23 protein-coding genes are annotated in these 25,675 nt (G+C 35.9%); 18 read left to right on the forward strand and 5 right to left on the reverse strand.

The window, feature by feature from the left end; genetic code table 11:
- The first annotated feature begins 4 nt into the window (after positions 1–4).
- From N8O43_RS00670 to xerS, 18 genes are all read left to right on the forward strand, one after another.
- Positions 5–1,105 carry an EpsG family protein gene (locus tag N8O43_RS00670; protein WP_261089059.1) on the forward strand — a complete coding sequence of 367 codons (1,101 nt, stop codon included), beginning with the start codon at positions 5–7 and terminating at the stop codon, positions 1,103–1,105.
- A gap of 16 nt (positions 1,106–1,121) precedes the next feature.
- The gene (locus N8O43_RS00675; RefSeq protein ID WP_261089060.1) at positions 1,122–1,955 is read left to right on the forward strand and encodes a glycosyltransferase; all 834 of its coding nucleotides are present in this window, start codon (positions 1,122–1,124) and stop codon (positions 1,953–1,955) included.
- Entirely contained in the window at positions 1,952–2,350 is a 399-nt protein-coding gene (tagD, locus tag N8O43_RS00680; RefSeq protein WP_261030723.1) for a glycerol-3-phosphate cytidylyltransferase, read from the forward strand. The genes N8O43_RS00675 and tagD overlap by 4 nt, the downstream gene beginning before the upstream one ends.
- A 1-nt stretch (position 2,351) precedes the next feature.
- Positions 2,352–3,431: a glycosyltransferase gene (locus N8O43_RS00685; RefSeq protein WP_261089063.1), complete on the forward strand. Its 1,080-nt coding sequence runs from the start codon at positions 2,352–2,354 to the stop codon at positions 3,429–3,431.
- Between the two features lie 8 nt (positions 3,432–3,439).
- A complete protein-coding gene (locus tag N8O43_RS00690) occupies positions 3,440–4,537 on the forward strand; it encodes a CDP-glycerol glycerophosphotransferase family protein (RefSeq protein ID WP_261089064.1) in 1,098 nt (365 codons plus the stop codon).
- Positions 4,538–4,551: 14 nt separating this feature from the next.
- Positions 4,552–5,532: a glycosyltransferase family 2 protein gene (locus tag N8O43_RS00695; RefSeq protein ID WP_261089066.1), complete on the forward strand. Its 981-nt coding sequence runs from the start codon at positions 4,552–4,554 to the stop codon at positions 5,530–5,532.
- A 30-nt stretch (positions 5,533–5,562) separates the two neighbouring features.
- Positions 5,563–6,543: a glycosyltransferase family 2 protein gene (locus N8O43_RS00700; RefSeq protein ID WP_261089067.1), complete on the forward strand. Its 981-nt coding sequence runs from the start codon at positions 5,563–5,565 to the stop codon at positions 6,541–6,543.
- A gap of 22 nt (positions 6,544–6,565) precedes the next feature.
- Positions 6,566–7,402 carry a glycosyltransferase family 2 protein gene (locus N8O43_RS00705; protein WP_314726000.1) on the forward strand — a complete coding sequence of 279 codons (837 nt, stop codon included), beginning with the start codon at positions 6,566–6,568 and terminating at the stop codon, positions 7,400–7,402.
- 136 nt (positions 7,403–7,538) lie between these two features.
- Positions 7,539–8,531: a glycosyltransferase family 2 protein gene (locus tag N8O43_RS00710; RefSeq protein WP_261089068.1), complete on the forward strand. Its 993-nt coding sequence runs from the start codon at positions 7,539–7,541 to the stop codon at positions 8,529–8,531.
- Positions 8,528–9,517 carry a glycosyltransferase family 2 protein gene (locus N8O43_RS00715; protein WP_261089070.1) on the forward strand — a complete coding sequence of 330 codons (990 nt, stop codon included), beginning with the start codon at positions 8,528–8,530 and terminating at the stop codon, positions 9,515–9,517. The genes N8O43_RS00710 and N8O43_RS00715 overlap by 4 nt, the downstream gene beginning before the upstream one ends.
- Position 9,518: 1 nt before the next feature.
- Positions 9,519–10,514: a glycosyltransferase gene (locus N8O43_RS00720; protein WP_261089071.1), complete on the forward strand. Its 996-nt coding sequence runs from the start codon at positions 9,519–9,521 to the stop codon at positions 10,512–10,514.
- A 5-nt stretch (positions 10,515–10,519) separates the two neighbouring features.
- Positions 10,520–11,482 (forward strand): capsular polysaccharide synthesis protein, encoded by a 963-nt coding sequence (locus N8O43_RS00725; protein ID WP_261089072.1) that lies wholly within the window; start codon positions 10,520–10,522, stop codon positions 11,480–11,482.
- Positions 11,483–13,033 (forward strand): lipopolysaccharide biosynthesis protein, encoded by a 1,551-nt coding sequence (locus tag N8O43_RS00730; RefSeq protein WP_261089073.1) that lies wholly within the window; start codon positions 11,483–11,485, stop codon positions 13,031–13,033.
- 10 nt (positions 13,034–13,043) lie between these two features.
- Positions 13,044–14,153: a glycosyltransferase gene (locus N8O43_RS00735; RefSeq protein WP_261089074.1), complete on the forward strand. Its 1,110-nt coding sequence runs from the start codon at positions 13,044–13,046 to the stop codon at positions 14,151–14,153.
- Positions 14,154–14,538: 385 nt separating this feature from the next.
- The gene (gene ylqF, locus N8O43_RS00740; protein WP_261089075.1) at positions 14,539–15,390 is read left to right on the forward strand and encodes a ribosome biogenesis GTPase YlqF; all 852 of its coding nucleotides are present in this window, start codon (positions 14,539–14,541) and stop codon (positions 15,388–15,390) included.
- Positions 15,377–16,156 (forward strand): ribonuclease HII, encoded by a 780-nt coding sequence (locus tag N8O43_RS00745; protein ID WP_261089077.1) that lies wholly within the window; start codon positions 15,377–15,379, stop codon positions 16,154–16,156. Before ylqF ends, N8O43_RS00745 begins: the two co-directional genes overlap by 14 nt.
- Before the next feature lie 16 nt (positions 16,157–16,172).
- Positions 16,173–17,723: a ClC family H(+)/Cl(-) exchange transporter gene (locus N8O43_RS00750; RefSeq protein WP_261089078.1), complete on the forward strand. Its 1,551-nt coding sequence runs from the start codon at positions 16,173–16,175 to the stop codon at positions 17,721–17,723.
- A 548-nt stretch (positions 17,724–18,271) separates the two neighbouring features.
- Positions 18,272–19,342, forward strand: coding sequence for a tyrosine recombinase XerS (gene xerS / locus N8O43_RS00755; protein ID WP_261089079.1), 1,071 nt, complete (start codon positions 18,272–18,274; stop codon positions 19,340–19,342).
- A gap of 74 nt (positions 19,343–19,416) precedes the next feature.
- On the opposite strand, the gene N8O43_RS00760 is transcribed toward xerS, so the two are convergent.
- From N8O43_RS00760 to N8O43_RS00780, 5 genes are all read right to left on the reverse strand, one after another.
- Entirely contained in the window at positions 19,417–20,406 is a 990-nt protein-coding gene (locus N8O43_RS00760) for a lipoate--protein ligase (protein WP_049515227.1), read from the reverse strand.
- Positions 20,407–20,465: 59 nt separating this feature from the next.
- Complete coding sequence (gene lpdA, locus N8O43_RS00765; protein ID WP_261089083.1) at positions 20,466–22,169, reverse strand: dihydrolipoyl dehydrogenase; 1,704 nt, start codon at positions 22,167–22,169, stop codon at positions 20,466–20,468.
- 45 nt (positions 22,170–22,214) lie between these two features.
- Positions 22,215–23,258, reverse strand: a complete 1,044-nt coding sequence (locus N8O43_RS00770; protein ID WP_261089084.1) for a dihydrolipoamide acetyltransferase — start codon at positions 23,256–23,258, stop codon at positions 22,215–22,217.
- 339 nt (positions 23,259–23,597) lie between these two features.
- Positions 23,598–24,590, reverse strand: a complete 993-nt coding sequence (locus N8O43_RS00775) for an alpha-ketoacid dehydrogenase subunit beta (RefSeq protein WP_000448714.1) — start codon at positions 24,588–24,590, stop codon at positions 23,598–23,600.
- 15 nt (positions 24,591–24,605) lie between these two features.
- A complete protein-coding gene (locus tag N8O43_RS00780; protein ID WP_261089085.1) occupies positions 24,606–25,574 on the reverse strand; it encodes a thiamine pyrophosphate-dependent dehydrogenase E1 component subunit alpha in 969 nt (322 codons plus the stop codon).
- Positions 25,575–25,675: the final 101 nt, after the last annotated feature.

Below are 25,675 nucleotides of genomic sequence, written 5' to 3' on the forward strand. Positions count from 1 at the left end.
AAAAATGACAATCTATCTTTTAATGTTCGTCTATATCTCTTTCCTTGCCTTTTTCTCATTAAAATATGAGGATAAAGTAAAAGAGTTAGGTTTCCTTGTTCTTCCGACTTTTTTCTTTTTTTTAATCATTGCGGGTTTTCGTACTTCTAGCGTCGGAGGAGACTTAGGAACTTATATCCATATTTTTGAATCAAATCATTTACAACTTCCGGATTTATCAAATCTATTTCGTTCTCGATTTGAACTTGGTTATTTAGTAAGTAACATTTTTCTAAGAAACTTTAGTGATCACTATCCATTTTTATTATTTGCCTATGCCTTTATAACTTTAGTTGCCTGGTTTCTTGTGCTTTATAAGCATTCTAAAAATGTTTACATGAGTTTACTGATTTACTTCAGCTCGTTAGGACTCTTTTTTTATTCTTTATCAAATATCAGGCAAGGTCTAGCGATCGCTTTAAGTTTTTTAGGGTTTCACTACGTAGTAAAAAACAAGAAGATTTTAGCATGGGTATTTATCTTACTAACTCCCTTATTTCATACATCTGGTATCGTCTGCCTCTTGTTTTTCCCCCTTAAAAAAATCGTTTTAAATAAAAGAATATACCAATTTGTGTTCCTTGCATTTCTAATCATCTTACCTTTTATCAAACAAATTGCAACTATCTTTATTTCTTTCTTCCCTCAGTATACTTCCTATCTGGAATCATCATGGTTTTTGGAAAGCAATAAATGGGCACCTGTATTTTTAACAATTTGGTATGGTATCGTTCTGGTCTTTGGTGAATTAGTGATTAGAAAACAGAAGTTATCGACTGAAGAAGAATTTATAAGAACTTTGTTCTTTATCTCCTTTTTATTTACTGCGTCAACTTTGCAAACAAGTCTTTTTGGCAGATTCGCACACTATTTTACCCCCTTTATTTGCCTATATATCCCTATGATTTTATCTAAAATAGGTGACAAAAAAGTTCAATGGATTTTATTTTATTTGATGATATTGGTTTACGCTTCAATCTTTCTAGTCATTGTTTATTTTAAAGCTGACTGGTACCATGTCGTTCCCTACCGTTCAGTTATTGTTGATTGGTTATTTGGAAATTAGGTTTAGGAGTTATAAAATGAAATTTTCAGTTCTAACGACAGTCTATAAAAAAGAGACTCCTACAAATTTAAGGAAAAGTTTACTAAGTTCTTATCAACAGACCCTTAAACCGACAGAAATCATTTTAGTTTGTGATGGCGAATTGACTGAAGAGTTAGAAATAGAAATCCAAAAGTTACAGAGAGAGATTCCAATTTTAAAGGTTTTTCATTTACCTGAAAACTTAGGCTCAGGACCAGCCTCTCTCTTTGGAGTTAATCAATGCCAAACAGAATTCATTGCAAGAATGGACAGTGATGACTATTCTCTAGAAACAAGGTTTGAGAAGCAATTAGCAGCCTTTGAAAAAAATCCCAACCTCATCATGGTTGGTTCCAATATCCTAGAGAAAAATACAGAGTTTACCGCCTTAAAGAAAGTACCAGAAACTACAGCCGAAATTCGTCAATATTCGAAAATGAGAAATCCCTTTAATAATCCATCGAGTATGATGAAAAAAAAATATATCTTGAAGGCTGGTAATTATCGTAAGTTCCGCTATCTAGAGGATTATGACCTCACAATGAGATTGTTACACGATAATCCAACTAAGGATTTTTTGAATATCCAGGAACCTTTAGTAGTCATGCAGACAAATGATTCAAGCTATCTGCGGAGGGGCGGTTTCCTGTATGTAAAGACTGACTTTATGCTCCAATTAGATTTTTATCGCAGAAGAGATATTACTCTAGTAGAATTATTTAGAAATATTTTCCTTCGTAATGCGATTCGAATTCTTCCAAATTCAATTAGGAAATGGGTCTATAAGAAAAATATGAGAGAAAATGTAGAGGTGGTTAGGAAGTTATGAAGAGAGTCATTACATACGGAACATTTGATTTATTGCATTACGGTCATATTAATCTTTTAAAAAGGGCAAAATCCTTGGGAGATTATCTCATTGTCGGGCTTTCTACCAATGAATTTAATAGACTAGAAAAAAATAAAGAATGTTATTTTGATTACGAAGAAAGAAAATCTCTATTAGAGGCTATCAGATATGTGGATCTCGTTATACCAGAAGAAAATTGGGATCAAAAAATCTCAGACATCGAAAAGTATCATGCTGATGTGTTTGTCATTGGAGATGATTGGCAGGGCAAATTTGATTATTTAAGTGATATGGGGATAGAGGTTGTTTACTTACCACGAACAAAAGAAATTTCAACCTCTAAGATAAAGAATGATTTGAATCAAGGAAACTAGGATGAAATATCAAGTCATACATGTAACAGGTGGTGTAAGGAATACCATGAGCGGGGTACAAAGTTTCATCAAAAATCATATCCCAACTGATGATCAAGAGTTTGAATATATGGTGGGCGAATCAAATGGTGACGCTCATTTCCCATTTAATCAATACCTAGATGAAAAAGAAATTAAACGAATTGTATTTCCTGCCCTAAAGATTTCTAAACTATTTGCCTATGCGAGAGAGTGCCGACAATTTTATGAAAATAATAAAATTGACATTCTACATGTTCATAATCCTATAACCGCTTTTATACATAATTACTATGCTCGAAAAAATGGTGTTCCAGTTAGGATTTACCACAATCATAGTAGCCAATTTTCAGACACTTGGTTAAAAAGTATTCGCAATCGATTTTTGGTCTTTTTAGCTTTGAAAAATGCGACCCATCGTATCTCTTGTGGTCAATTAGCTGGATTGAAGATATTTGAAAAAAAAGAATTTCAAATCCTTCCAAATGCAATTGACATCAACAAGTATCGGTTTTCTCCAACTTTTCGAGAAGAAATTCGCAAAGAGTTTCATATAGCTGAACATCAAAAAGTAGTTGGGATGATTGGTATTTTAAATCCTTTCAAGAATCAGAGTTTTTTGATTGAAATTGCTAAAGAATTGCCTGATGTTACTTTTTTCTTTGTTGGTGAAGGACCAGATCGTTCAATTCTAGAAGGAAAAAGTAAGGAATTGAAGAATATTATCTTTACAGGAAAAAGAGAAGATGTTCATAAATTTTATTCAGCCTTTGATATTTTTGCCTTTCCCTCTTTGTATGAAGGTTTCCCAATGGTACTGGTAGAAGCTCAATGTTCTGGAGTCAATATTATCATGAATGAAACAATTGATCAAACAACTCAGATTGTTGATGAACTCTGTACAGCTATGCCACTAGATAAGGTTAAATGGGTGAACTATATAGAAAAAATGCCTTTCAAGGAGAAGCAACGACAGCTGAATGAACACCTAAAGCGGTTTGACATTGAAGAAAATGTTCAAAATTTAAAAGAAATTTATAAGCAAGGTTTAAAAAGAGAATGATCAACTATTTGAAACCCTTACTTTTTAAAGTAAGTGATTTTACTTATAAGATAAATAAAATTATTCCCAAGAAAAGGAACAGAATTGTTCTCTATTCTAATTGGGGGTTTAGAGATAATCTTAGAACCCTATATCACTATTTAGTGGATAATGACTATCAGGAAACTTATGAAATTATTTGTGCTTCAACTGATTTTTATCATTTAGAAAAAGAACATGATGTGAAGTATGTTTCTATTTATCGAGGTTTCTTTTATTTTTTAACATCTAAATATTTTTTCTATTCTTTTGGCAAGTATCCCATCAAACCTACTCCAAAGCAGATGGTTGTCAACTTGTGGCATGGAATGCCCTTGAAAAAAATTGGGAATCTTGAAGTTGGCATGGAAAAGATTGACTATAATTTCTTTACAAAATTAGTCTCCTCTTCAGATTTATTTACTCCAATCATGAAAGCAGCCTTTAATGCTAAAGACGAGCAGATGCTTCTTGTTGGCAATATTCGAAATGATGAGCTCTTTAAAGAGAAAGAGGAGAAGAAAATCATCTGGATGCCAACCTACCGTAATTCTAAAAACTATCATGATAGCCAAGCAGCACTGATATTTTCTTTAGAAGAAGAGGATTTTCAAAACATTGACGAACTACTCTCAAATCATGGGTATGAACTTTACATTAAACTCCATCCTCTTGAGGAATCTCAGTTGAAATTTGAAATGAATTATGCGACGATTCATCTATTGACAGAAGATATCATCAGTGAGCAGTATGGGACTTTATATACCTTTTTGGGCACAACCAGCGCATTAATTACAGATTATTCTTCAGTATTTTTAGATTACTATTTATTAAGTAGGCCAGTTGCATTCACCATTAATGATTATGAGGAATACAAAGAAAAACGAGGTTTTGTATTTGAAGATGTGAAGAGTTTAATGGTGGGAAGTGTCATTCGTGATTCGCATGATTTATTAGAATTTCTAGAGAGTGTCATGAAATCTGAAGATCCTTATATTGACGAACGAAAAAAAGTTAATAACAAGGTTAACGCCATTCAAAAAGATTTTACAAAGACACTTTTGGATGAAATTGGATTAAAGAAATAAGGTTAGGATAAAGAATGATTAGTGTAATCGTACCCGTTTATAATGTAGAAACTTATCTGGAAGAATGTTTGGAAAGCATTCAAAATCAAACCTACACAGACCTTGAAGTCCTTTTAGTCAATGATGGTTCAACAGATGGCTCACAAGCTATTTGTGAGCGTTATTGCCAAGCAGATAAGCGTTTCCGATTAATCAATCAAAGCAACCAAGGTCAAAGTGTTGCACGAAATACGGGTGTAACAGCTTCAAGAGGCGAGTTCATTGCATTTGTAGATAGCGATGACATGATCCTAGCAAATTATTTAGAAACCTTGATGCACTATATGAGTGACGACGTCGATCTTGTGGAAAGTCAGTTCACCGTTCATAAAAAGAAATTCTTGGCTGAAAAGTCTCAAGATATCAAGATTCTTTTTGAGGGCAATTCTGAAGAGGCAGTGAAAGTTGTCCCTAACCACCTACTAAGTGTCAATCCAGTCACAAAGCTCTATAGAAGAGGCATTGTTGAAGCTATTCCTTACTTAGAAGGGCTCATTTTTGAAGATATCTATAGCGGAATAGGCATGCTTAAATACATCAGAAAGATTGTTAAGATTGATTATGTTGGTTATTATTACCGGCAACACGCGACTAGTACCATGCATCGAACCTTTACTCCCAAAAACTTGGATGTCTTTACCGTCAGTGACCAATTGATAGACTTGTATTCTGATAGGGAAGAACTTCTTCCTTATATTGGTAAATACCTAGTTCATGTAGCAACCATGCATTATCAAGACTATATTCAAAAAGGAAATCCCTATGCAGAAGTCTATAATCAAAAATTAGCCGACTATGTAACTATCACCAAGAAAAATCCTGAGGTAGCCAAAAGTTCGCGTATGATTAGACTTTATAAGCTGTGTCCAAGATATTACAACACCATCCTATTTCCTTTCTATCACTCTATATGGAAATGGAAAAATGGCATTAGGGAAGACAAGATAGAAGAATGAAGCAGTATCATACAAGAGGGAAAGAGGAAAATGATTAGCGTAATCGTTCCAGTTTATAATGTTGAAGAATATCTGGAAGAATGTCTAGAAAGTATTCGAAAGCAAAGCTATCAAGATATAGAAGTCATTTTAGTCAATGATGGTTCTACAGATGGATCCCAAGCTATTTGTGAGCATTTTTGCCAAACAGATAATCGCTTCCGATTGATTAATCAAAAGAATCAAGGTCTAAGTGTAGCCAGAAATCGTGGTGTGAAAGATTCCCTTGGCGAATATATCATGTTTGTCGATAGTGATGATGTTGTTAAAGAGAATATTATAGAAGTATTACTCTCCTATATGAAGCCTGATGTGGATTTAGTAGAATGTAATTTAACTCAAAATAAAGAAGAATTACAGAAGAATAAACCGATTCAAGTTGTTTTCGAAGGTAATTCACCTGAATCCATTATAAAATGTATAGCATTTAAAGAAGTAAAGTTTTGTGCATTTACAAAGCTGTATAGAAGAGAAATCGTTGAAAAAGTTCCATTTTTAGAAGGTATTATTTATGAGGATGTTTATACCGGAATGAATTATCTAAAATATATCCGAAAAATGGTAGCTGTTGATTTAAAAGGATATTATTACCGAGTTCGTCCGAATAGTATTATGACGACATCCTTTAGTGAGAAAAATTTAGATATAATTACAGTAGGAAATAAATTAATCGAATCTTTCCAAGATGATGGATATTTATTACCGTATATTGGATACTTTATGTTTTATCTTGGACTTAGCCATTATCAAAGAGATGGAATTACGAGGAAGAGCCCATATGTTGATGTATATGAAAATTTTATCAGAGAGTGTGCTTTTATCGCAAAGCAATCTCAAGAAGTTGTTGGTAAATACCGTTTACTAAGACTTTATTTAATGGCACCTAAATATTTTACAATAATTACTCATCCAGTATATCAGTTTATTGATAAAATATGGAATAATTTTAAAATGTTGATTCACAAACTATAGCTGAAGGAGATTATGAACAATAATGATTAGTATAATTTTACCAGTTTATAATGTGGAATCCTATTTGAAAGAATGTTTAGAGAGTATAAGGCAGCAAACTTTCACGACTTTTGAAGTTATTTTAGTGAATGATGGATCTACTGATTACTCAAAAGAAATTTGTGAGGAATATTGTAGAAAAGATTCTCGTTTTCACTTAATAAATCAGGAAAATCAAGGACAGAGTATTGCAAGAAATAGAGGCGTTGCTGAGTCTACAGGAGAATTCATTGTTTTTATTGATAGTGACGATATAGTAAGGTTTAATTTGTTGTCGCAATTAAATAAGCATATGTCTGATGAAATTGATATTGTAGAATGTAATATAACCGAGGATATTCATTGTTTAAATTCCGAAGGAAAAGAAATTGATGTTAAAGAATTGGATTCAAATGAAGCGTTATATGAATGTTTTAATCATGGAGTAAGTTGGAGTCCAGTCGCAAAACTCTATCGTCGTGAAATAGTGGAGAAAGTTCCGTTTTTAGAAAATTTAATTTATGAAGATTTTTATACTGGAATCGTCTCTTTAAAATATATTCATAAAATGAGAAAAATTGACTATATTGGTTATTATTATCGATATCATACTTCTAGTACGATGAATCAGACATATTCAGAAAAGAATCTTGATATTTTTAAGGTTGGCGAAAAATTATTAGAGGAATTTAGAGAAGATAATTGGTTACCTTATGTAGGGAATATGCTATTTTTAGTCGGTATTGGACATTTTAAAAAGTATAACATAAGAGTTGGACATCCATATTATCAGTTATATGTTGATGCAATTGATAACTATTTTGAAATAGCTAAGAAATAATCAGATATTTTCAATTCTAGTAAACTATTAAGATGGTATAGTTACTCACCAAAATATTTTTTAAGTATATTTTATCCTTTATATTTAAGATATTTAGACATTCGAAAAAAATGGAAAATTTAATAGGAGCCTATTTATGATTAGTGTCATTGTACCTGTTTATAATGTTGAAGAGTATTTGGAAGAATGTCTAGACAGTATTCAGCATCAAACTTATACGGATATAGAAGTGATTCTAGTCAATGATGGTTCAAGGGATGGCTCACAAGCTATTTGTGAGAGATATTGTCATCAAGATCCTCGTTTTCACTTAATCAATCAAGAAAATCAAGGACAGAGTGCTGCTAGAAATCATGGAGTTACTGCTTCTAGAGGTGAATTGATCACTTTTGTAGATAGCGATGATGTAATATCTACTAAATATCTAGAAGTTTTAAATGAATATATGAATGAAGATATAGATATTGTTGAATGCGAGTATAGAGTTACTAGAAGTGTTTTTGAACAATTAAAGGAAGTAGAGAATATTCAAATAGAATTTGAGGGAAATTCAGAAGAAGCTGTAATAAAGAGTTGTAATTACGGTTTGTCTTATTCTCCAGTCTGTAAATTATATCGAAGACATTTAGTGGAAGATTTTCCATTTTTAACGGGAGTTATTTATGAAGATATTTATCACGGCGTAGGATTATTGAAATTTATACGAAAAATGGTAAGACTTGATTATGTAGGCTACTATTATCGAGAACATTCAAACAGTACCATGAGAAGACGATTTTCTGAGAAAAATCTAGATTTGTTTACTTGTTGTGATAAACTAGTGGATTTGTTTGCTTTAGATGAAAAATTAATCCCTTATATCGGAAAGTTTTTAGTTCAAATTGTAACGACCCATCATAAAGATTTTATCGAAAAGAACAATCCCTACCAAAATTTATATGAAGAAAAATTACGAGAATACATAAAACTTGTAGAAAAATCTCCAGAAGTGGCAAGAAGTAGTAAAATGGTTAAACTGTATCGACTTGCACCAAAATTCTATTTACGCTATACTTTCCCAATTGTGAATAGAATATGGAGAAAGATGCATAGTTTAAAAGAACTTATTTACAAAGGAAAACAACAATGAAATTCAACAAATTGATTAGTGTCATTGTACCTGTTTATAATGTTGAAGAGTATCTGGAAGAATGTTTAGATAGTATTCAATGTCAAACTTATAGCAATATTGAAGTAATACTTGTTAACGATGGTTCTACGGATCATTCACAAGAAATTTGTGAGCGCTATTGTCAACAAGATCCTCGCTTTCACTTAATCAATCAAGCAAATAAAGGATTAAGTGGCGCTCGTAATCGTGGTATGATTGAATCTAAAGGCGAATTTATCACTTTTGTAGACAGTGATGATGTCATTAAAGATGATATGTTGGAGCAATTATTAAAGCACATGACTTCAGAAGAAATGGACATCGTAGAATGTTGGTATACAAATGATCAAAAAGAAATAGAAATCCCTTCTCCCGAGAATGTCAAAATTATTTTTCAAGGGAATGCCCAAGAAGCTTTAGTCTCTTTATGTAAAGATAATATTGTTCGTTTGAATGCAGTTGCTAAACTTTTTCGAAGACAAGTGATTGTCAATTTTCCATTTTTAGAAGGTCTATTTTATGAAGATGTGTATGGAGGAATGGGAATTTTAAAACAGATTCATAAAATGGTGAAAATCGATTATATAGGATATTATTATCGCGTGCGTTCTGGTAGTATTATGAATCGCGAATTTAGTTTGAAAAATTTGGATTTGTTTACGATTTGTGATAAAGTGGAGCAACTATATGATGGAAATGCTGACTCACTCCCATACGTACAACGTCGCTTATTCCATTTAGTTTTGATGCACGTTGTCGACTACCGTATATTTGAGGGAAATCCCTATCAAGAAAAATATGACGAGTACCTGAATCGTTACGCTAGAAGTTCAAGTAGCTCATTTTTAATGAGAGCCTATCGCTTATTCCCTCAAAAGATTGTCTTCATTTCAAGAGTTGTTGGAGCCATTCAATGGAGATTTGAAAAATATATTGTAAAAAGATTTTGGAGAGGATTGAAGTAGTATGAATTATTACTTAAAAGAATTTTACGCAGAAGCCAAACATGCAGGATCTAAAGCAAGATTAGATGCTGAAAAAATAATGCTAGAAGCAGGATATCAACCTTTTTCCCTAAATAATAATTCAAATCCCATCACTTTGACAAAAAATGATGTGTTAGTTCTTCAATTTCCATTATTATGGCATACCTTAAAAAAACAAATTTTTACGAGATTTTTAAAAAAAAGAACATTCAAAGCTTATTTGCTGATTCACGATATCGAGTCCCTGAGAAACCAAAAAATCAAGTCATTTACAGATTTCAAATACTCTATTATCCATTTTTTACAAAATAAAATCGTTCTTGAAAAAGTCGATGGTATTATCGCTCATAATGAAAAGATGAAAGCAGAACTAGTGCGATTAGGAATATCAAAGGAGAAAATCGTTCCATTAGAGATATTTGATTATTTGATTCCCCATTATAAAGAGAAGAAAATTTATGAGAAAAACACGGCTATAGTTGCTGGAAATTTCGATATTCGAAAAACAAAATACGCAAGACAATTACCCGAAGAGCCAGATTTTTCTATTTATGGCATTAACTTTGAAGAGGAGAATCTTCCTCACAACGTTCATTATCAAGGTGCTTTTTCTCCTGATGAACTTTCTAATCACTTGCATGGCGGTTTTGGTTTAGTCTGGGATGGAGATAGCCCTCATACTTGTAGTGGGATGTATGGAGAATATTTAAAGATGAATAACCCACATAAAGCCTCTTTATATTTAGCATCAGGTTTTCCAATCATCGTATGGAGTCAATCTGCTTTAGCGGAGTTTGTACGAAAAAACCATTGTGGAATACTTGTTGATTCATTATTTGAAATTGCAGATTGTTTAAACTCGATTAATGAAGAAGATTTTCAAGAGCTGATTAAAAATAGTAAAATAGTAGGAGAGAAACTTCGTAACGGATATTTTCTAAAAACAGCTTTAGAAAAATGTGAAAGGAATTTGTAGAGTTTATGAAACTACAAATCTTACAAAAAAAAATGGCTCGCTATCGTCAAATTTTAAAATATTATGGCCTTAAACTAACATGTATTTACTTTCTTGCACAAAAATCTGACAAGATGTTTTATGATTTTCGTAGAAAGATTCTTTTGGATTTTGTACTAAAATTAAGAAAAGAAGCACAACTAGTTGATTCGAGTAATGAAAAAGAGGAAGAAACAACAGAATTTCCGAAAATGATTTGGACAATGTGGCAACAGGGAGAAGCGCAAATGCCTGAGACGGTCCAGGCTTCAATGAAGACCATAAAAGACTTCGCCAAAAGAAATGACTGCGAATTCTACTTGTTGACGGATGAAAATCTGGCGGATTTCATCAATATTCCAAGAGACATCACCGAAAAATACAAGAAAAAAGAATTATCAGCTGCGCATTATTCCGATATTATTCGTTTTAGTCTCTTATACCAATACGGTGGAATTTGGATGGATGCAACCTTATTTGTATCTCCCTATGCAACTTTAGAAATGTTTGAGGGTGACTTCTTTACTCTGAATCATCCACCCTTACAGCCAGAAAAAATGGAACGAACTGTCGGTGACTTTAAATGGGCAGGTTTCTTTCTGGCAGGAAAAAAAGGCAAGCCTTATTTTAAACATATTCGGGATTTATATCTTTACTATGTTCGTAAATATCCAGTTTTTATTCATTACCTGATGATGGATTATTTTATTTTGTCCGAATATAAGTGCAGTCCTTATTTTGAAAACTTAGTGGATAGATTACCTATTCTAGCACCAGCTGAGCGTGTTTGGTTTTTAAGAGACCATGCCCATGATCTTTTTGATGAAAAAGAATGGGAAGAAGTGTTAAAAACAACACCGATTTTAAAAACGACTTATAAAATCAAGAAAGAAGAAGTCCTTCCAGGAAGTTATCTCGATCAACTTTTACAAGGAAAATTAAAGGAATAGATGAAATACACGAAAAAAAGTAGAACAGAATTTGCCACCTTAAATACAAGTATTGCTCTGGCATTGCAACCTTTTCAAGTACTTCTTGGCTTTATCAATCGAACTATTTTTATCAATTTACTTGGGGTAACCTATCTAGGATTAAACAATTATTTGTCTAGCTTAGTTTCTATCCTGTCTTTGGCAGAATTAGGGGTTGCTGGAGCCATGAGCTATGCACTATATGGACCCTTAGACAGAGAAGAACATGGAAAAATCAATGCCTTTATGATTCTTTTCAAAAAATTATATAGAATCATTGGCTTTTCTATTTTTATACTGGGCGCTATACTTTCTTTATTTCTTCCTTATATGATAAAGGATTATACGGTAAATAGTGAAGTATATTTGATTTTTTTCCTCTTTGTATTTAATTCTGCTTCAAGCTATTTTTTCTCCTATAAACGAACCTTACTTTATGTCGATCAGCGTAATTATATGATGACTTTGATTGACTTTGGATTAAATACGCTTCGTGTATGCTTGCAAATCGGAATTTTATTCTTTACCAAAAATTATATCTTTTATCTATTGATCAGTATCATGATGAATTTTATAGGGAATATCATCATGTCGGGGATTGTAGATAGATTGTATGGTTACTTGTTTAAGAATGAGATAACACCCATTAATCAGGAGGAAAAAGGGAAATTCATCCGAAATATCAAAGGAAATATAGTCGGTAGTATTGGAGAAACGATTGTTTTTCAAACCGATAGTATTCTAATGGCAAGTTTTGTCAGTTTAGCAGCTATTGGTATTTATGGGAATTATACCTATGTTTTAGGATTTCTTTCACTGATTTTAAATACTGTGATCAATTCAGTTGTTTCCTCCGTAGGTAACTTAGTTCATTCGAAATCTACGACAGTAGCAGATACGGTTAAATTCCTAAAAAAATACCAATTTATTGCTTTTAGCCTGATTTATTTTGCTAGCTTAGGCTATTTAATGTTCATTCATCCATTTATGACCATCTGGTTAGGGGAAAAATTTTCATTTAATCGTACTGTTGAAATTTTGATTGTCCTTCATTTTTTCCTAACTTTTTATAGAAGACCGATTCTAACGTTGATTTCAGTTTATGGCTTAAGTTATGAGCAAAATAAAAAAGTTATCGTCGAGATTTTATTAAATATTTCCCTTTCACTCTACTTTTTAGCGATTTTAGATTTAGGAGTCGCCGGAATATTATTAGGAACAATCGGTTCCACAATACTAACTTGTTCTTGGTATGAACCCTATAGCACCTTTAAGTATGGATTGAAAGCTTCCTCAAAGGACTTTTTTAAAACATTGTTACAAGATTTCACTGTCGCAGGGGTAAGCTTTCTACTTTTGAGTTTACTGGATAACTACCTCTTAACTCAGCTAGATTTCATTCTCAGTTTGACCATCAAAATCGTCCTTTATTTGATAGTATTGGGTGTCTACGTTTTCCTATTTAGAAATCATGAAGGCGGTAGACAAATCATACTGATGATTCAAAAAGTATTAAAGTTTAAAAAATAAGGAGAAATCAATGAAAAGAATATTGGTTTGTGGTCTGGTTTCAGATGTTGGTGGCTTGGAAAAAATTGTTCTAGATTTTTATAACCATATTGATACCTCTGAATTTGAATTGGAATTTTTACTACAAGGTCCTGAAGATGTTGAATTTAGTGATCATTTTAAAAAGCTTTGTCGCAATCCTCTAGTCGTTCATAGAATCCCCAAGTTAAGACCTCATATCCAGCAAGCCTTAAAAGAATGGGATGATTTTTTTAAGAAAAATGCTCATCGTTATGATATTGTATGGTCCAATCAAAATGGCTTGACACATTTAGAATTTTTAAAATTGGCAAAGAAATATGGGATAGAAAAAAGAATCGTTCATGGACATTGTGCTACAGCAGATAAATTTTATCGCTTTGTTCATCCAGTCAATCGTCTTTTTGTTGGAAAATATGCGACCGATTTTTGGGCCTGCGGAACAGAAGCATTGAACCATTTTTATCATGGTCAAGAAAGAGAAAAAGCTTTAGTGATTCATAATGCCATTGAGGTAGAAAAGTTTATATATAACCAAGAAAAGCAAGTTCAACTTCGTAAAGAATATGGTATTCCAGAAGATTGTTTTGTTGTAGGGCAAGTTTCTCGTCTATATGAAAAACAAAAAAATCAAAGTTTTTGTGTGAAGGTTTTTTCTGAAATCGTCAAAAAAGAACCAAATTCTCGTCTCGTATTTATCGGAAGAGGAGATACTGAGTTTTTAGAAAATGTGGCAAAAGAATATGGAGTAGCAGACAAAGTCATCTTTACAGGCTTGACCACTAATGTCGGAAAAATGCTAAATATTCTAGATGTTTTCTTCTTCCCATCAAATTTTGAGGGATTACCGATTGTATTAATTGAAGCACAAGCAAATGGATTACCTGTTGTAACAGCAAATCATTTACCAGACGCAAGGATACTAAATAACTATGATAAAAGTCTGTCTTTGCATGATTCTCTTGAAGAATGGGCAGATAAGATTTTGTCTGTCAGAGATCATCGAGAGCTTGATAAAGCAAAGGTGAAGCAGCTGATAGATGAAAACGGGTACGAGATTGAATCAGCAACCAGACAGTTGGAAAAATTATTTAATGAGTAATAAAAAAGTTGATGGAGAGGACAAACATGTCTTCTCTAATTTCATTTCAATCAGACCATTATCCGGTAGTTTCATAAATAAAATTAGGTATGTTTTAATAGTACTTCTAAAAGATATTGCATAAAAATATATTTTGATTATTTTATCAGATGATTAATTAACTTAATTGAATGCAATACGACTAATTTTATATTTAATAATCTCATGGATTAGAGATAGGTATTTGCTGAAAATTAATATATTAAAAAATGAGATTGCATTCAATTTTCCTTAATAAAATAGCTTTTCTAGACAAAAGCTTATGCAAAAAAGAATAATTTATGATAGAATAGAAGGCAAGAAAGAAAACGTTTTTACATTTTTTTCAATCCGAAGGAGATATATTATGGCTACAATTCAATGGTTTCCTGGTCACATGTCTAAAGCGCGTCGACAGGTGCAGGACAATTTAAAATTTGTTGATTTTGTGACGATTTTGGTAGATGCACGCTTACCTCTATCTAGTCAAAATCCTATGTTGACCAAAATTGTTGGTGACAAACCAAAACTCTTGATTTTAAACAAGGCAGACTTGGCTGATCCAGCAATAACCAAGGAATGGCGTCAGTATTTTGAATCAAAGGGAATCCAGACTCTAGCTATCAACTCCAAAGAACAAGTAACTGTAAAAGTTGTAACAGATGCGGCCAAAAAACTCATGGCTGATAAGATTGCTCGCCAGAGAGAACGTGGGATTAAAATTGAAACCTTGCGTACCATGATTATTGGGATTCCAAATGCTGGTAAATCCACTCTCATGAACCGTTTGGCTGGCAAGAAGATTGCCGTTGTCGGCAATAAACCAGGTGTTACCAAAGGGCAACAATGGCTCAAAACCAATAAAGACCTTGAAATCCTAGATACGCCAGGAATTCTCTGGCCTAAGTTTGAAGATGAAACTGTTGCGCTTAAGTTGGCCTTAACGGGAGCTATTAAAGACCAGTTGCTTCCTATGGATGAGGTGACCATTTTTGGTATCAATTATTTTAAAGAACATTATCCAGAAAAGCTGGCTGAACGCTTCAAACAAATGAAAATTGAGGAAGAAGCGCCTGTTATTATTATGGATATGACCCGTGCTCTCGGTTTCCGTGACGACTATGACCGCTTTTACAGTCTCTTCGTGAAGGAAGTCCGCGACGGCAAACTCGGTAACTATACCTTAGATACATTGGAAGACCTCAATGGCGACGATTAAAGAAATCAAAGAACTCCTTGCAACGGTCAAGGAGTTAGAAAGCCCTATTTTTTTAGAACTTGAAAAGGATAATCGCTCTGGAGTTCAAAAGGAAATCAGCAAGCGTAAAAAAGCCATTCAGGCAGAATTGGATGAGGATCTTCGTTTGGAATCCATGCTTTCCTACGAAAAAGAACTTTTCAATCAAGGATTGACCTTAATTGCTGGTGTTGATGAGGTCGGCCGAGGTCCTCTGGCTGGGCCAGTAGTTGCTGCAGCCGTCATCTTACCTAAAAATTGTAAGATTAGAGGTCTCAACGACAGCAAGAAAATTCCTAAAAAGAAACATCTGGAGATTTTCCAAGCGGTTCAAGACAAAGCCTTGTCAATCGGCATTGGTATCATGAATAATCAGATCATCGACCAAGTCAATATCTATGAAGCAACCAAACTGGCCATGCAGGAAGCAATCTCCCAGCTCAGTCCTCAACCTGATCACCTTTTGATAGATGCTATGAAACTGGATTTACCCATTTCACAAACATCTATCATCAAAGGTGATGCTAATTCCCTTTCAATTGCAGCAGCTTCTATAGTAGCCAAGGTGACACGTGATGAATTGATGAAGGAATACGATCATCAGTTTCCTGGTTATGATTTCGCTGCTAATGCAGGATATGGAACTGCTAAACACCTGGAAGGACTCGAAAAACTAGGAGTTACCCCAATTCACCGGACCAGCTTTGAACCCATTAAATCGCTGGTTTCAGGAGAAAAAGAAAGTTAAATTAGAAGGAATGATTATGGAGGAACAGTCAGAAACACTCAGTTCCAAGAAAGAATTTGCCTTTGCCTCAAGTACTATATTATCCCAAGTTGGACGAGGAATCATCGTCGGTCTCATTGTTGGAATTATCGTTGGATCCTTTCGTTTCTTAATCGAAAAAGGCTTCCACCTGATACAAGGACTTTATCAAGATCAAGCGCATCTAGTGCGCAATCTTTTTATCATTGGTCTATTTTATTTAATAGTTTGTTGGCTCAGTGCGAAATTAACTCGGTCAGAAAAAGACATCAAAGGTTCAGGAATTCCTCAAGTTGAAGCCGAATTAAAGGGACTCATGACCCTCAACTGGTGGGGCGTACTTTGGAAAAAATATATTTTAGGAATTCTTGCTATTGCTAGCGGTCTTATGCTGGGGCGTGAAGGACCAAGCATTCAACTCGGAGCGGTCGGCGGTAAAGGAATTGCCAAATGGCTCAAATCCAGTCCAGTAGAGGAACGTTCCCTAATTGCGAGTGGAGCTGCCGCTGGTCTAGCTGCAGCCTTTAATGCACCAATTGCAGGTCTTCTCTTTGTCGTAGAAGAAGTCTATCATCACTTTTCTCGCTTTTTCTGGGTATCTACTCTCGCAGCTAGTCTCGTAGCAAACTTTGTTTCTTTACTCATATTTGGCCTAACACCCGTACTGGATATGCCAGACAATATCCCACTCATGACTCTAGACCAGTATTGGATTTACCTCCTTATGGGAGTTTTTCTTGGACTATCTGGTTTTCTCTATGAGAAAGCTGTACTTAATGTTGGCAGTGTTTATGATTGGATTGGTCAAAAAATCCATTTGGATAGAGCTTATTATCCAATTCTGGCTTTCATTCTCATCATACCAGTGGGGATTTTCTTACCACAAATCCTTGGTGGTGGGAATCAGCTGGTTCTTTCCTTAACTGAGCAAGATTTTAGTTTCCAAGTTCTATTAGTTTACTTTTTGATTCGCTTTGTTTGGAGCATGATTAGTTATGGAAGTGGCCTTCCAGGAGGTATTTTCCTACCAATTTTGGCGCTTGGCTCCTTACTTGGAGCTCTAGTTGGTGTTATTTGTGTCAATCTTGGACTTGTCAGTCAGGAGCAATTCCCTATATTTGTCATTCTAGGAATGAGTGGTTATTTTGGAGCAATATCCAAGGCTCCCTTAACTGCTATGATTCTGGTAACCGAAATGGTAGGAGATATTCGCAATCTCATGCCACTCGGACTAGTGACCCTAGTTGCCTACATCATCATGGATTTACTCAAGGGTGCTCCAGTCTATGAGGCCATGCTAGAAAAAATGTTGCCAGAAGAAGCGACAGATGAAGGAGAAGTCACTCTCATTGAAATCCCTGTTTCTGACAAAATCGCTGGAAAACAGGTTCATGAACTCAACCTACCACATAATATCCTCATCACCACCCAAGTCCATAACGGTAAAAGTCAAACCGTTAACGGTTCAACCAGAATGTATCTCGGAGATATGATTCACCTAGTTATTCCAAAAAGTGAAATTGGGAAAGTCAAAGATTTGTTGTTGTAGGAGTTTTTACATAATTTATGTTATGTAAAAAATAAACTTCTTAATTAATTAAATATATTAGAAAACCGATTCTCAGCAATGAGATCGGTTATTTTTTACTTACAAGATATCTCACGTACAAGTAACTGAACTTTGGTAAAAATAAGATTATAATTAAGTTAGAAATGATAATGCATAAAGATAGAAAGGAGTTTACTGTATCAAATCTGTACAGTAAGATTAAAATCATGAAAAAGAAAACAATAGCAATTATACAATGTATTTTGTATCTCATAGCTCCTTATATAGCTCTTCAGTTGTGTAGTATTAACAGAAGTTTAGTGGGTGAGTTCTTTATTATTTTCTTTATTCTGTTGACTATTTCATTCTGGTTTAGTATTTGGAAACTAGAAAAAGCACTAGCTAATGATTCACAATAGAAACTCCGAAGACTTATCTAAGTCTTTTTTAAAAAGCTCTATAACATCTTTCCGAAAAACTATAATTTTCTTGAAAAATATACGAGTCTATGCTATACTACTAGTAGAGTTTATTTATGGAGAAAATACATGAAACGCGAGATTTTACTAGGACGAATCGACAAACTAAAACAAGCCATGCCCTGGTATGTTCTGGAATACTATCAATCTAAGCTTGCTGTCCCCTATAGTTTTACAACCTTGTACGAATACCTCAAGGAATACGATCGATTTTTCAGCTGGGTTTTGGAGTCTGGAATTTCAAACGTTGATAAAATATCTGATATTCCTTTATCTGTCTTGGAAAATATGTCTAAGAAAGACATGGAATCCTTTATCCTTTATCTACGTGAACGTCCTTTGCTGAATGCTAATACGACCAAGCAAGGAGTTTCTCAGACAACTATCAATCGAACCTTATCAGCACTTTCTAGTCTTTATAAGTATTTGACTGAGGAAGTTGAAAACGATCAGGGAGAGCCTTATTTTTATCGTAATGTAATGAAGAAAATTTCAACAAAGAAAAAGAAAGAAACGCTTGCTGCCAGAGCTGAAAACATCAAGCAAAAACTCTTTTTAGGTGATGAAACAGAAGGTTTTTTAACTTATATCGACCAAGAGTACCCACAACAACTTTCTAATCGAGCTCTTTCATCATTTAACAAAAATAAAGAACGTGATTTGGCCATCATTGCCCTTCTATTGGCGTCTGGTGTCCGTTTATCTGAAGCTGTTAACCTGGATTTAAGGGATCTCAACCTCAAAATGATGGTTATTGACGTTACAAGAAAAGGTGGCAAACGTGACTCGGTCAATGTTGCTGCTTTCGCCAAGCCTTATTTAGAGAATTATCTGGCCATTCGAAATCAACGCTATAAGACGGAAAAAACAGATACAGCCCTTTTTTTAACTCTCTACAGAGGAGTTCCTAATCGTATCGATGCTTCCAGCGTTGAGAAAATGGTTGCTAAGTATTCTGAGGACTTCAAAGTCCGTGTAACCCCCCATAAACTGCGCCATACGCTAGCAACCAGGCTCTATGATGTAACCAAATCTCAAGTTTTAGTCAGCCACCAACTAGGACATGCTAGCACACAAGTCACTGACCTCTATACCCATATCGTCAATGATGAACAAAAGAATGCCTTGGATAGTTTATAAAATACATAAAATAAATTATGTAAAATATATATCAAGAAAAGAAGATGGTCCTACAACCAACTTCTTTTTTCTTTTTATCCAACTACTGCTTCAGCGATTTCTTCACGGCTAATACCAGCGAAGTAGCGTGTGATATCAATAGTTTCTAGAGCTTTAAGGACATCTTCGCGTTCATATTTCACTCCACGAAGGACATCTTCTACTGCAGCAACGTCTTCAATACCAAAGAAATCCCCATAAATCTTGATGTCTTGGATTTTTGATTCAGTAACATTAGCAAAGACTTCAATCTTACCACTGGTGAATTTTGTTCCACGACGGACGTTAAATTCAGGTGATTTACCATAGTTCCAGTCCCAAGTACCAAACTTAGTATCCTTGATGTGATTAATTTCAGCCAATTCTTTCTCAGAAAAAACGTATTCTGTCATCTCTGGATACTCTTTTTTCATGTATTCCAAGAGTAAGTCACGGAATTCTTCGACTGTGATTTTTTCTGGTAATTCATTGATAATATTGGTCACACGAGCACGAACCGATTTCACACCTTTTGATTCAAATTTATCTTTTGAAACCTTAAGGGCATTTGCGAGGACTGACAAATCAACGTCAAAGAGCAAGCAACCGTGGTGCATGATACGGCCATTGATATAGGCTTGGGCATTGCCACAGAATTTCTTGCCATCAATCTCAAGATCATTACGACCTGTGAACTCAGCTTTAACCCCAAGTTGAGCCAAAGTATTGATAACTGGAGTTGAGAAGCTCTTAAAGTCAAAAGCCTTGTTTTCATCTTCTTTTGAAATGATCGTGTAGTTGAGGTTATTTAAATCGTGGTAAACAGCTCCACCACCACTGATACGGCGGACCACCTCAATACCATTTTCTCGAACATAATCACGGTTGATTTCTTCGATAGTGTTCTGGTGACGACCAACAATGATAGATGGCTTATTAATCCAAAGTAGGAAGATTTGATCCTCATCCAAAAGGTGTTTAAAGGCATATTCTTCCAAGGCAATATTAAAGGCAGTGTCGTTTGAATGATTGATAATATATTTCATGATATCCCTTTATACGATAGAGACTGGAAAACACCTTTCCAGTCTAATCTATCTTTCTTTTATTTTTTCTTAGGTGAATGGATGGCCATTCCTAAAACATCCGCAAATGCTTCGTACATCACTTCAGAGTAGGTTGGGTGTCCGTGGATAGTCTTCAGCATTTCTTCAACAGTGATTTCCATTTCGATAATGCTTGACGCTTCGTTAATCAATTCTGCGGCTGCAGGACCAATGATGTGAACACCAAGGATTTCTCCGTATTTCTTATCAGCGATAACTTTTACGAAACCTTGAGCAGCATCTGAGGCAATGGCACGACCGTTAGCAGCAAAGTTGAATTTACCGATGGCTACATCGTATTTCTCACGTGCTTGTTCTTCAGTCAGACCTACTGCTGCTACTTCAGGAAGAGTGTAGATGGCTGCAGGAGTCAAGTTCAATTTAGCAACAGCATGGTTTCCCTTGAGGGCATTTTCAGCGGCAACTTCACCCATACGGAAGGCTGCGTGGGCCAACATCTTCGTACCGTTGATGTCACCTGGTGCATAGATGCCTGGAACAGAAGTTTCCATGTATTCGTTGACCTTTATGCGTCCACGGTCCAATTCAAACTCAACATCGCCAATTCCTTCAAGATCTGGGACACGACCGATTGAAAGAAGAGCTTTGCTTGCGATGATATCGTCTTTTCCTTCAACCTTGATACGAAGTTGACCATTTTCCTCGATGATTTCTTGGAGTTTAGTGTCAGTTAAGATTGTCATACCTTTACGCTCAAGAATCAAGCGAAGGTTCTTAGAAACTTCTGCATCCATAGCTGGCACGATACGGTCCATCATTTCGATAACAGTCACTTTTGAACCAAATGTCATGAAGGCCTGTCCTAGTTCGATACCGACAACGCCACCACCGATGATTACGAGACTTTCTGGGACTTCGTTCATTTCAAGAATGTCGTCACTGGTCATCACCAGTGGAGATTCCATACCAGGGACGTTGATCTTGCTGACTTTTGAACCACCAGCAAGGATAATTTTCTTGGTTTCAAGCAATTCAGAACCATTTACCAAGACATTCTTATCTTTAGTAATAGTACCAATTCCCTTATGAACAGTAACTCCGTAACTACGAAGAAGACCTGCAACACCACCTACCAAGGTATTAACAACTTTAGATTTAGTTTCTAAAAGTTTATCCATATCTACAGTGAAGTTTGGATTTTCGATGACGATACCGCGGTTTGCTGCATGACCGATGTTTTCGATGATTTCAGCATTATGAAGGTAGGTCTTGGTTGGAATACACCCACGATTCAAGCAGGTTCCACCAAGTTCAGATTTCTCAACAAGGGCAACCTTACCGCCAAGTTGGGCAGCTTTAATGGCTGCCACATAACCAGCAGGACCTCCACCAATCACAACGATATCAAAGGCATCGTCACTCTTACCATCGTCGTTTGAGGCACTTGCTGCAGGTGCTGGGCTAGCTTCTGGCGCTGCTGCTCCAGCTGTTGGGATATTTTCCCCTTCTTCCCCAAGGTAACCAATGACTTCCGTTACAGGGACTGTTTCACCATCTCCTTTGAGAATGGCAATCAAGTACCCATCTTCTTCGGCTTCCAATTCCATGCTGACTTTGTCAGTCATGATTTCCAAAAGGATTTCTCCTTCTTTTACAAATTCTCCGACTTTTTTATTCCATTGGACGATTTGTCCTTCTGTCATATCCACGCCGGCTTTTGGCATAATTACTTCTAAGGCCATGTCTTCCTTCCTTTATCTATATCTTAAAAATGAATACTCTTGTTCTTAAATCAACATTGAGATTGGATTTTCAATCAATTCTTTCAAGTCTTTCATAAACTTAGCACCAGCCATACCATCTACAACACGGTGGTCAATTGTTAAACCAAGACTCATGATCGGGCGAATCACAATCTCACTATTTACGACAACTGGCTTCTCGATTGTCGAGCTCACACCAAGGATAGCTGAGTTTGGTTGGTTGATAATAGGACCAAAGGACTGCACGCCAAACATTCCCAAGTTACTGATTGTGAAGGTTGAATTTTGCAGTTCGCTTGGAGCCAATTTACCATCCAAGGTACGGCCAATGACGTCTTTGAATGCAACAACCAACTCTGATAAACTTAGTTTTTCAGCATTGTAAACAACAGGAGTCATCAATCCATTATCCATCCCAACTGCCATAGCAAGGTTGACATAGTTGTGCGTGATAATAGTCTTGCCGTCTTCTGTCAATGAAGCGTTGATGTATGGGTGTTTCATAAGAGTCTTAACAACTGCAAGTGAAAGAAGGTCTGTTACAGTAGTCTTCTTCCCAGTTGCTTCCATAATTGGCTCAAGAACCTTCTTACGAAGAGCCAACATTTCAGTCATATCAACTTCATAGTTGAGCGTGAAGGTTGGAGCAGTTAGGTAAGATTCAACCATACGTTGGGCAATAACCTTACGCATTGGTGTCATTGGAATACGTTCAATTTCACCGTATGGTGTTACATTATCAGGAACTTCTTCCACTTTTTCAATCTGAGCAGGAGACTTGATGGTGTCGTTTTCAATATTTTCAGGAAGCAAGGCCAAAACATCCTTCTTCATGATTTTACCACGATGTCCCGTTCCTTGGATTTCCTGCCAAGCAATGTTATGTTCGAGGGCAATTCGTTTTGCAAGTGGCGAAATGCGAACCACGTTTGTATCTTTATAAGTTTCCACGTCTTCTTTGTGGACACGACCGTTTGCACCTGAGCCAGAAACGTCGTAGAGGTTGATCCCTAAATCATCCGCTAACTTTCTAGCCGCAGGAGTCGCTCTTAGCTTGTCATCAGCCATGACCTCTCCAATTCTATACTAAGATATTAAGGACGCAGAGGGCAATGAAAAAATAGGAGATTGACGATGTGTTCGATGAACACAAGGTAATCTATCTTTTTTTCGCAGACCTCCGTCCGAATTCAACTCTACAAGCAACTTGGATACAACACGTATCTCAAGTTGCTACGGTTGCCGCTATTAGGCGGTCAACCTAGTAGACTTACTAAGTCGTTCGTCGAATATTATCGATTCGACTCTCTCCTGTCGCAAATTTGCAAATAACTTGGGTACAATACGTATCTCAAGTTACTAAAGTTAAAAACAACCGTTATTTTACATAACTTATCTTATGTAACGCTATTCTTTATTATATGTTTTACGGATGGCATCTTTGATGCTTTCAACGGTTGGAATCATTGCATTTTCTAGGTTTTGTGCATAAGGCATTGGCACATCTTCTCCTGCGCAACGGCGGATTGGTGCATCTAGATAGTCAAATGCTTCTGACTCTGAAATAATTGCTGAAATCTCTCCGATATAGCCGCTTGTTTTATGGGCATCGTTAACCAGAACAACCTTACCAGTCTTCTTAACTGAATTAATGATAATATCCTTATCAAGCGGAACAAGGGTACGTGGGTCCACAATTTCAACAGAAATTCCTTCTTCTGCTAATTCTTCAGCAGCTTGAACCACACGGCGTAGCATTTTTCCATAAGTAACAACTGTTACATCCGTTCCTTCGCGTTTGATTTCGCCGACTCCAAGTGGAATTGTATAATCTGGATCAACTGGGACTTCCCCTTTTTGGTTAAATTCTGACTTGTACTCAAGAATAATAACTGGGTTGTTATCACGGATAGAAGACTTAAGCAGTCCTTTCATGTCCGCAGGTGTTCCGGGTGCCACAACCTTAAGACCAGGAATGTGAGTAAACCAAGACTCTAGAGACTGTGAATGCTGGGCAGCAGATCCAACTCCATTACCAGCTGCACAACGGACAGTCATTGGAACTTGACCTTTACCACCAAACATATAACGTGTTTTAGCAGCTTGGTTGACGATATTGTCCATGGCAATAACAGAAAAGTCCATGAAGGTCATATCGACGATTGGACGAAGTCCTGTCATGGCGGCTCCTGCTGCTGCTCCCGAGATGGCGGCTTCAGAAATCGGACAGTCACGGACACGTTCTGGACCAAATTCTTCAAGCATTCCGACAGAAGTTCCGAAGTCTCCTCCGAAGACACCGACATCTTCTCCCATCAAGAATACATTTTCATCGCGACGCATTTCCTCAGACATAGCAAGGATAATGGTGTCACGGAAGGACATTGTTTTTGTTTCCATTTTATCTCTTTCTCCTTAGTCTGCGTAAATATCTTCAAATGCTGATTCAAGCGGTGGAAATGGACTTTCTTCCGCAAATTTGACAGAAGCTTCTACTGCTTCCTTGACTTGCGCTTGGATTTCTTCCAATTCCTCGGCACTCGCAATAGTGTTTTCAATGAGGTATTTGCGAAGGTTTTCGATTGGGTCTTTTTGTTTCCACAATTCCACTTCTTCACGCGTACGATATTTACCAGGGTCTGATGATGAGTGACCAAGCCAGCGGTAAGTTACACTTTCAATCAAGACTGGACCATTGCCACCACGAACATGGTCTACGGCTTTTTTAAACCCTTCGTAGACATCGATGACATTGTTTCCATCTTCGATGAACATTCCAGGAATTCCATAAGCAGAGCTACGTTGATGGATATGCTCCACATTAGTCATTTTCTTGATATCCGCAGAGATTCCATAACCGTTGTTAATGCAATAGAAAATGACTGGCAGGTTCCAGATAGAAGCCATGTTCACTGCTTCGTGGAAAACACCTTCGTTGGTCGCACCATCTCCAAAGAAGCAAACAACGATTTTACCGGTATTTTGCATTTGCTGACTGAGGGCTGCACCAACAGCGATTCCCATACCACCACCTACGATACCATTTGCACCAAGGTTACCAGCATCAAGGTCAGCAATATGCATAGAACCACCTTTACCTTTACAGGTTCCAGTGTATTTACCAAGGATTTCAGCCATCATTCCGTTGAGGTCAATCCCTTTGGCAATAGCTTGCCCGTGACCACGGTGGTTTGAGGTAATTAGATCATCTGGATTGAGAGCCAACATAGCACCCACGTTAGCCGCCTCTTCTCCAACAGAAAAGTGCGTCATTCCTGGCACTTTCCCTTTCTTTACTAATTGCGCAATTTTTAAGTCCATACGACGGATTTCTTCCATCTTGCGGAACATCTCTAGCAAAAGATTTTTATCTAAAGTTAACATCTTCTTGCCTTTCTAACTTTCTTCTTACCTTACTATTTTACCGTTTTTGGTAAATACTGTCAAAGTTTTTCTAAAGAAAATTTCACAAATTAAAAAAGAAA

This window comes from Streptococcus mitis (assembly GCF_946190335.1).
Taxonomy (GTDB): domain Bacteria; phylum Bacillota; class Bacilli; order Lactobacillales; family Streptococcaceae; genus Streptococcus; species Streptococcus mitis_CH.

What these genes read in the sequence shown, in the direction of transcription:
- N8O43_RS00670 (WP_261089059.1), top strand. Translation starts at nt 5, where the DNA reads ATGACAATCTATCTTTTAATGTTCGTCTATATCTCTTTCCTTGCCTTT.
- N8O43_RS00675 (WP_261089060.1), top strand. Translation starts at nt 1,122, where the DNA reads ATGAAATTTTCAGTTCTAACGACAGTCTATAAAAAAGAGACTCCTACA.
- tagD (WP_261030723.1), top strand. Translation starts at nt 1,952, where the DNA reads ATGAAGAGAGTCATTACATACGGAACATTTGATTTATTGCATTACGGT.
- N8O43_RS00685 (WP_261089063.1), top strand. Translation starts at nt 2,352, where the DNA reads ATGAAATATCAAGTCATACATGTAACAGGTGGTGTAAGGAATACCATG.
- N8O43_RS00695 (WP_261089066.1), top strand. Translation starts at nt 4,552, where the DNA reads ATGATTAGTGTAATCGTACCCGTTTATAATGTAGAAACTTATCTGGAA.
- N8O43_RS00700 (WP_261089067.1), top strand. Translation starts at nt 5,563, where the DNA reads ATGATTAGCGTAATCGTTCCAGTTTATAATGTTGAAGAATATCTGGAA.
- N8O43_RS00705 (WP_314726000.1), top strand. Translation starts at nt 6,566, where the DNA reads ATGATTAGTATAATTTTACCAGTTTATAATGTGGAATCCTATTTGAAA.
- N8O43_RS00710 (WP_261089068.1), top strand. Translation starts at nt 7,539, where the DNA reads ATGATTAGTGTCATTGTACCTGTTTATAATGTTGAAGAGTATTTGGAA.
- N8O43_RS00715 (WP_261089070.1), top strand. Translation starts at nt 8,528, where the DNA reads ATGAAATTCAACAAATTGATTAGTGTCATTGTACCTGTTTATAATGTT.
- N8O43_RS00720 (WP_261089071.1), top strand. Translation starts at nt 9,519, where the DNA reads ATGAATTATTACTTAAAAGAATTTTACGCAGAAGCCAAACATGCAGGA.
- N8O43_RS00725 (WP_261089072.1), top strand. Translation starts at nt 10,520, where the DNA reads ATGAAACTACAAATCTTACAAAAAAAAATGGCTCGCTATCGTCAAATT.
- N8O43_RS00730 (WP_261089073.1), top strand. Translation starts at nt 11,483, where the DNA reads ATGAAATACACGAAAAAAAGTAGAACAGAATTTGCCACCTTAAATACA.
- N8O43_RS00735 (WP_261089074.1), top strand. Translation starts at nt 13,044, where the DNA reads ATGAAAAGAATATTGGTTTGTGGTCTGGTTTCAGATGTTGGTGGCTTG.
- ylqF (WP_261089075.1), top strand. Translation starts at nt 14,539, where the DNA reads ATGGCTACAATTCAATGGTTTCCTGGTCACATGTCTAAAGCGCGTCGA.
- N8O43_RS00745 (WP_261089077.1), top strand. Translation starts at nt 15,377, where the DNA reads ATGGCGACGATTAAAGAAATCAAAGAACTCCTTGCAACGGTCAAGGAG.
- N8O43_RS00750 (WP_261089078.1), top strand. Translation starts at nt 16,173, where the DNA reads ATGGAGGAACAGTCAGAAACACTCAGTTCCAAGAAAGAATTTGCCTTT.
- xerS (WP_261089079.1), top strand. Translation starts at nt 18,272, where the DNA reads ATGAAACGCGAGATTTTACTAGGACGAATCGACAAACTAAAACAAGCC.
- N8O43_RS00760 (WP_049515227.1), bottom strand. Translation starts at nt 20,406, where the DNA reads ATGAAATATATTATCAATCATTCAAACGACACTGCCTTTAATATTGCC.
- lpdA (WP_261089083.1), bottom strand. Translation starts at nt 22,169, where the DNA reads ATGGCCTTAGAAGTAATTATGCCAAAAGCCGGCGTGGATATGACAGAA.
- N8O43_RS00770 (WP_261089084.1), bottom strand. Translation starts at nt 23,258, where the DNA reads ATGGCTGATGACAAGCTAAGAGCGACTCCTGCGGCTAGAAAGTTAGCG.
- N8O43_RS00775 (WP_000448714.1), bottom strand. Translation starts at nt 24,590, where the DNA reads ATGGAAACAAAAACAATGTCCTTCCGTGACACCATTATCCTTGCTATG.
- N8O43_RS00780 (WP_261089085.1), bottom strand. Translation starts at nt 25,574, where the DNA reads ATGTTAACTTTAGATAAAAATCTTTTGCTAGAGATGTTCCGCAAGATG.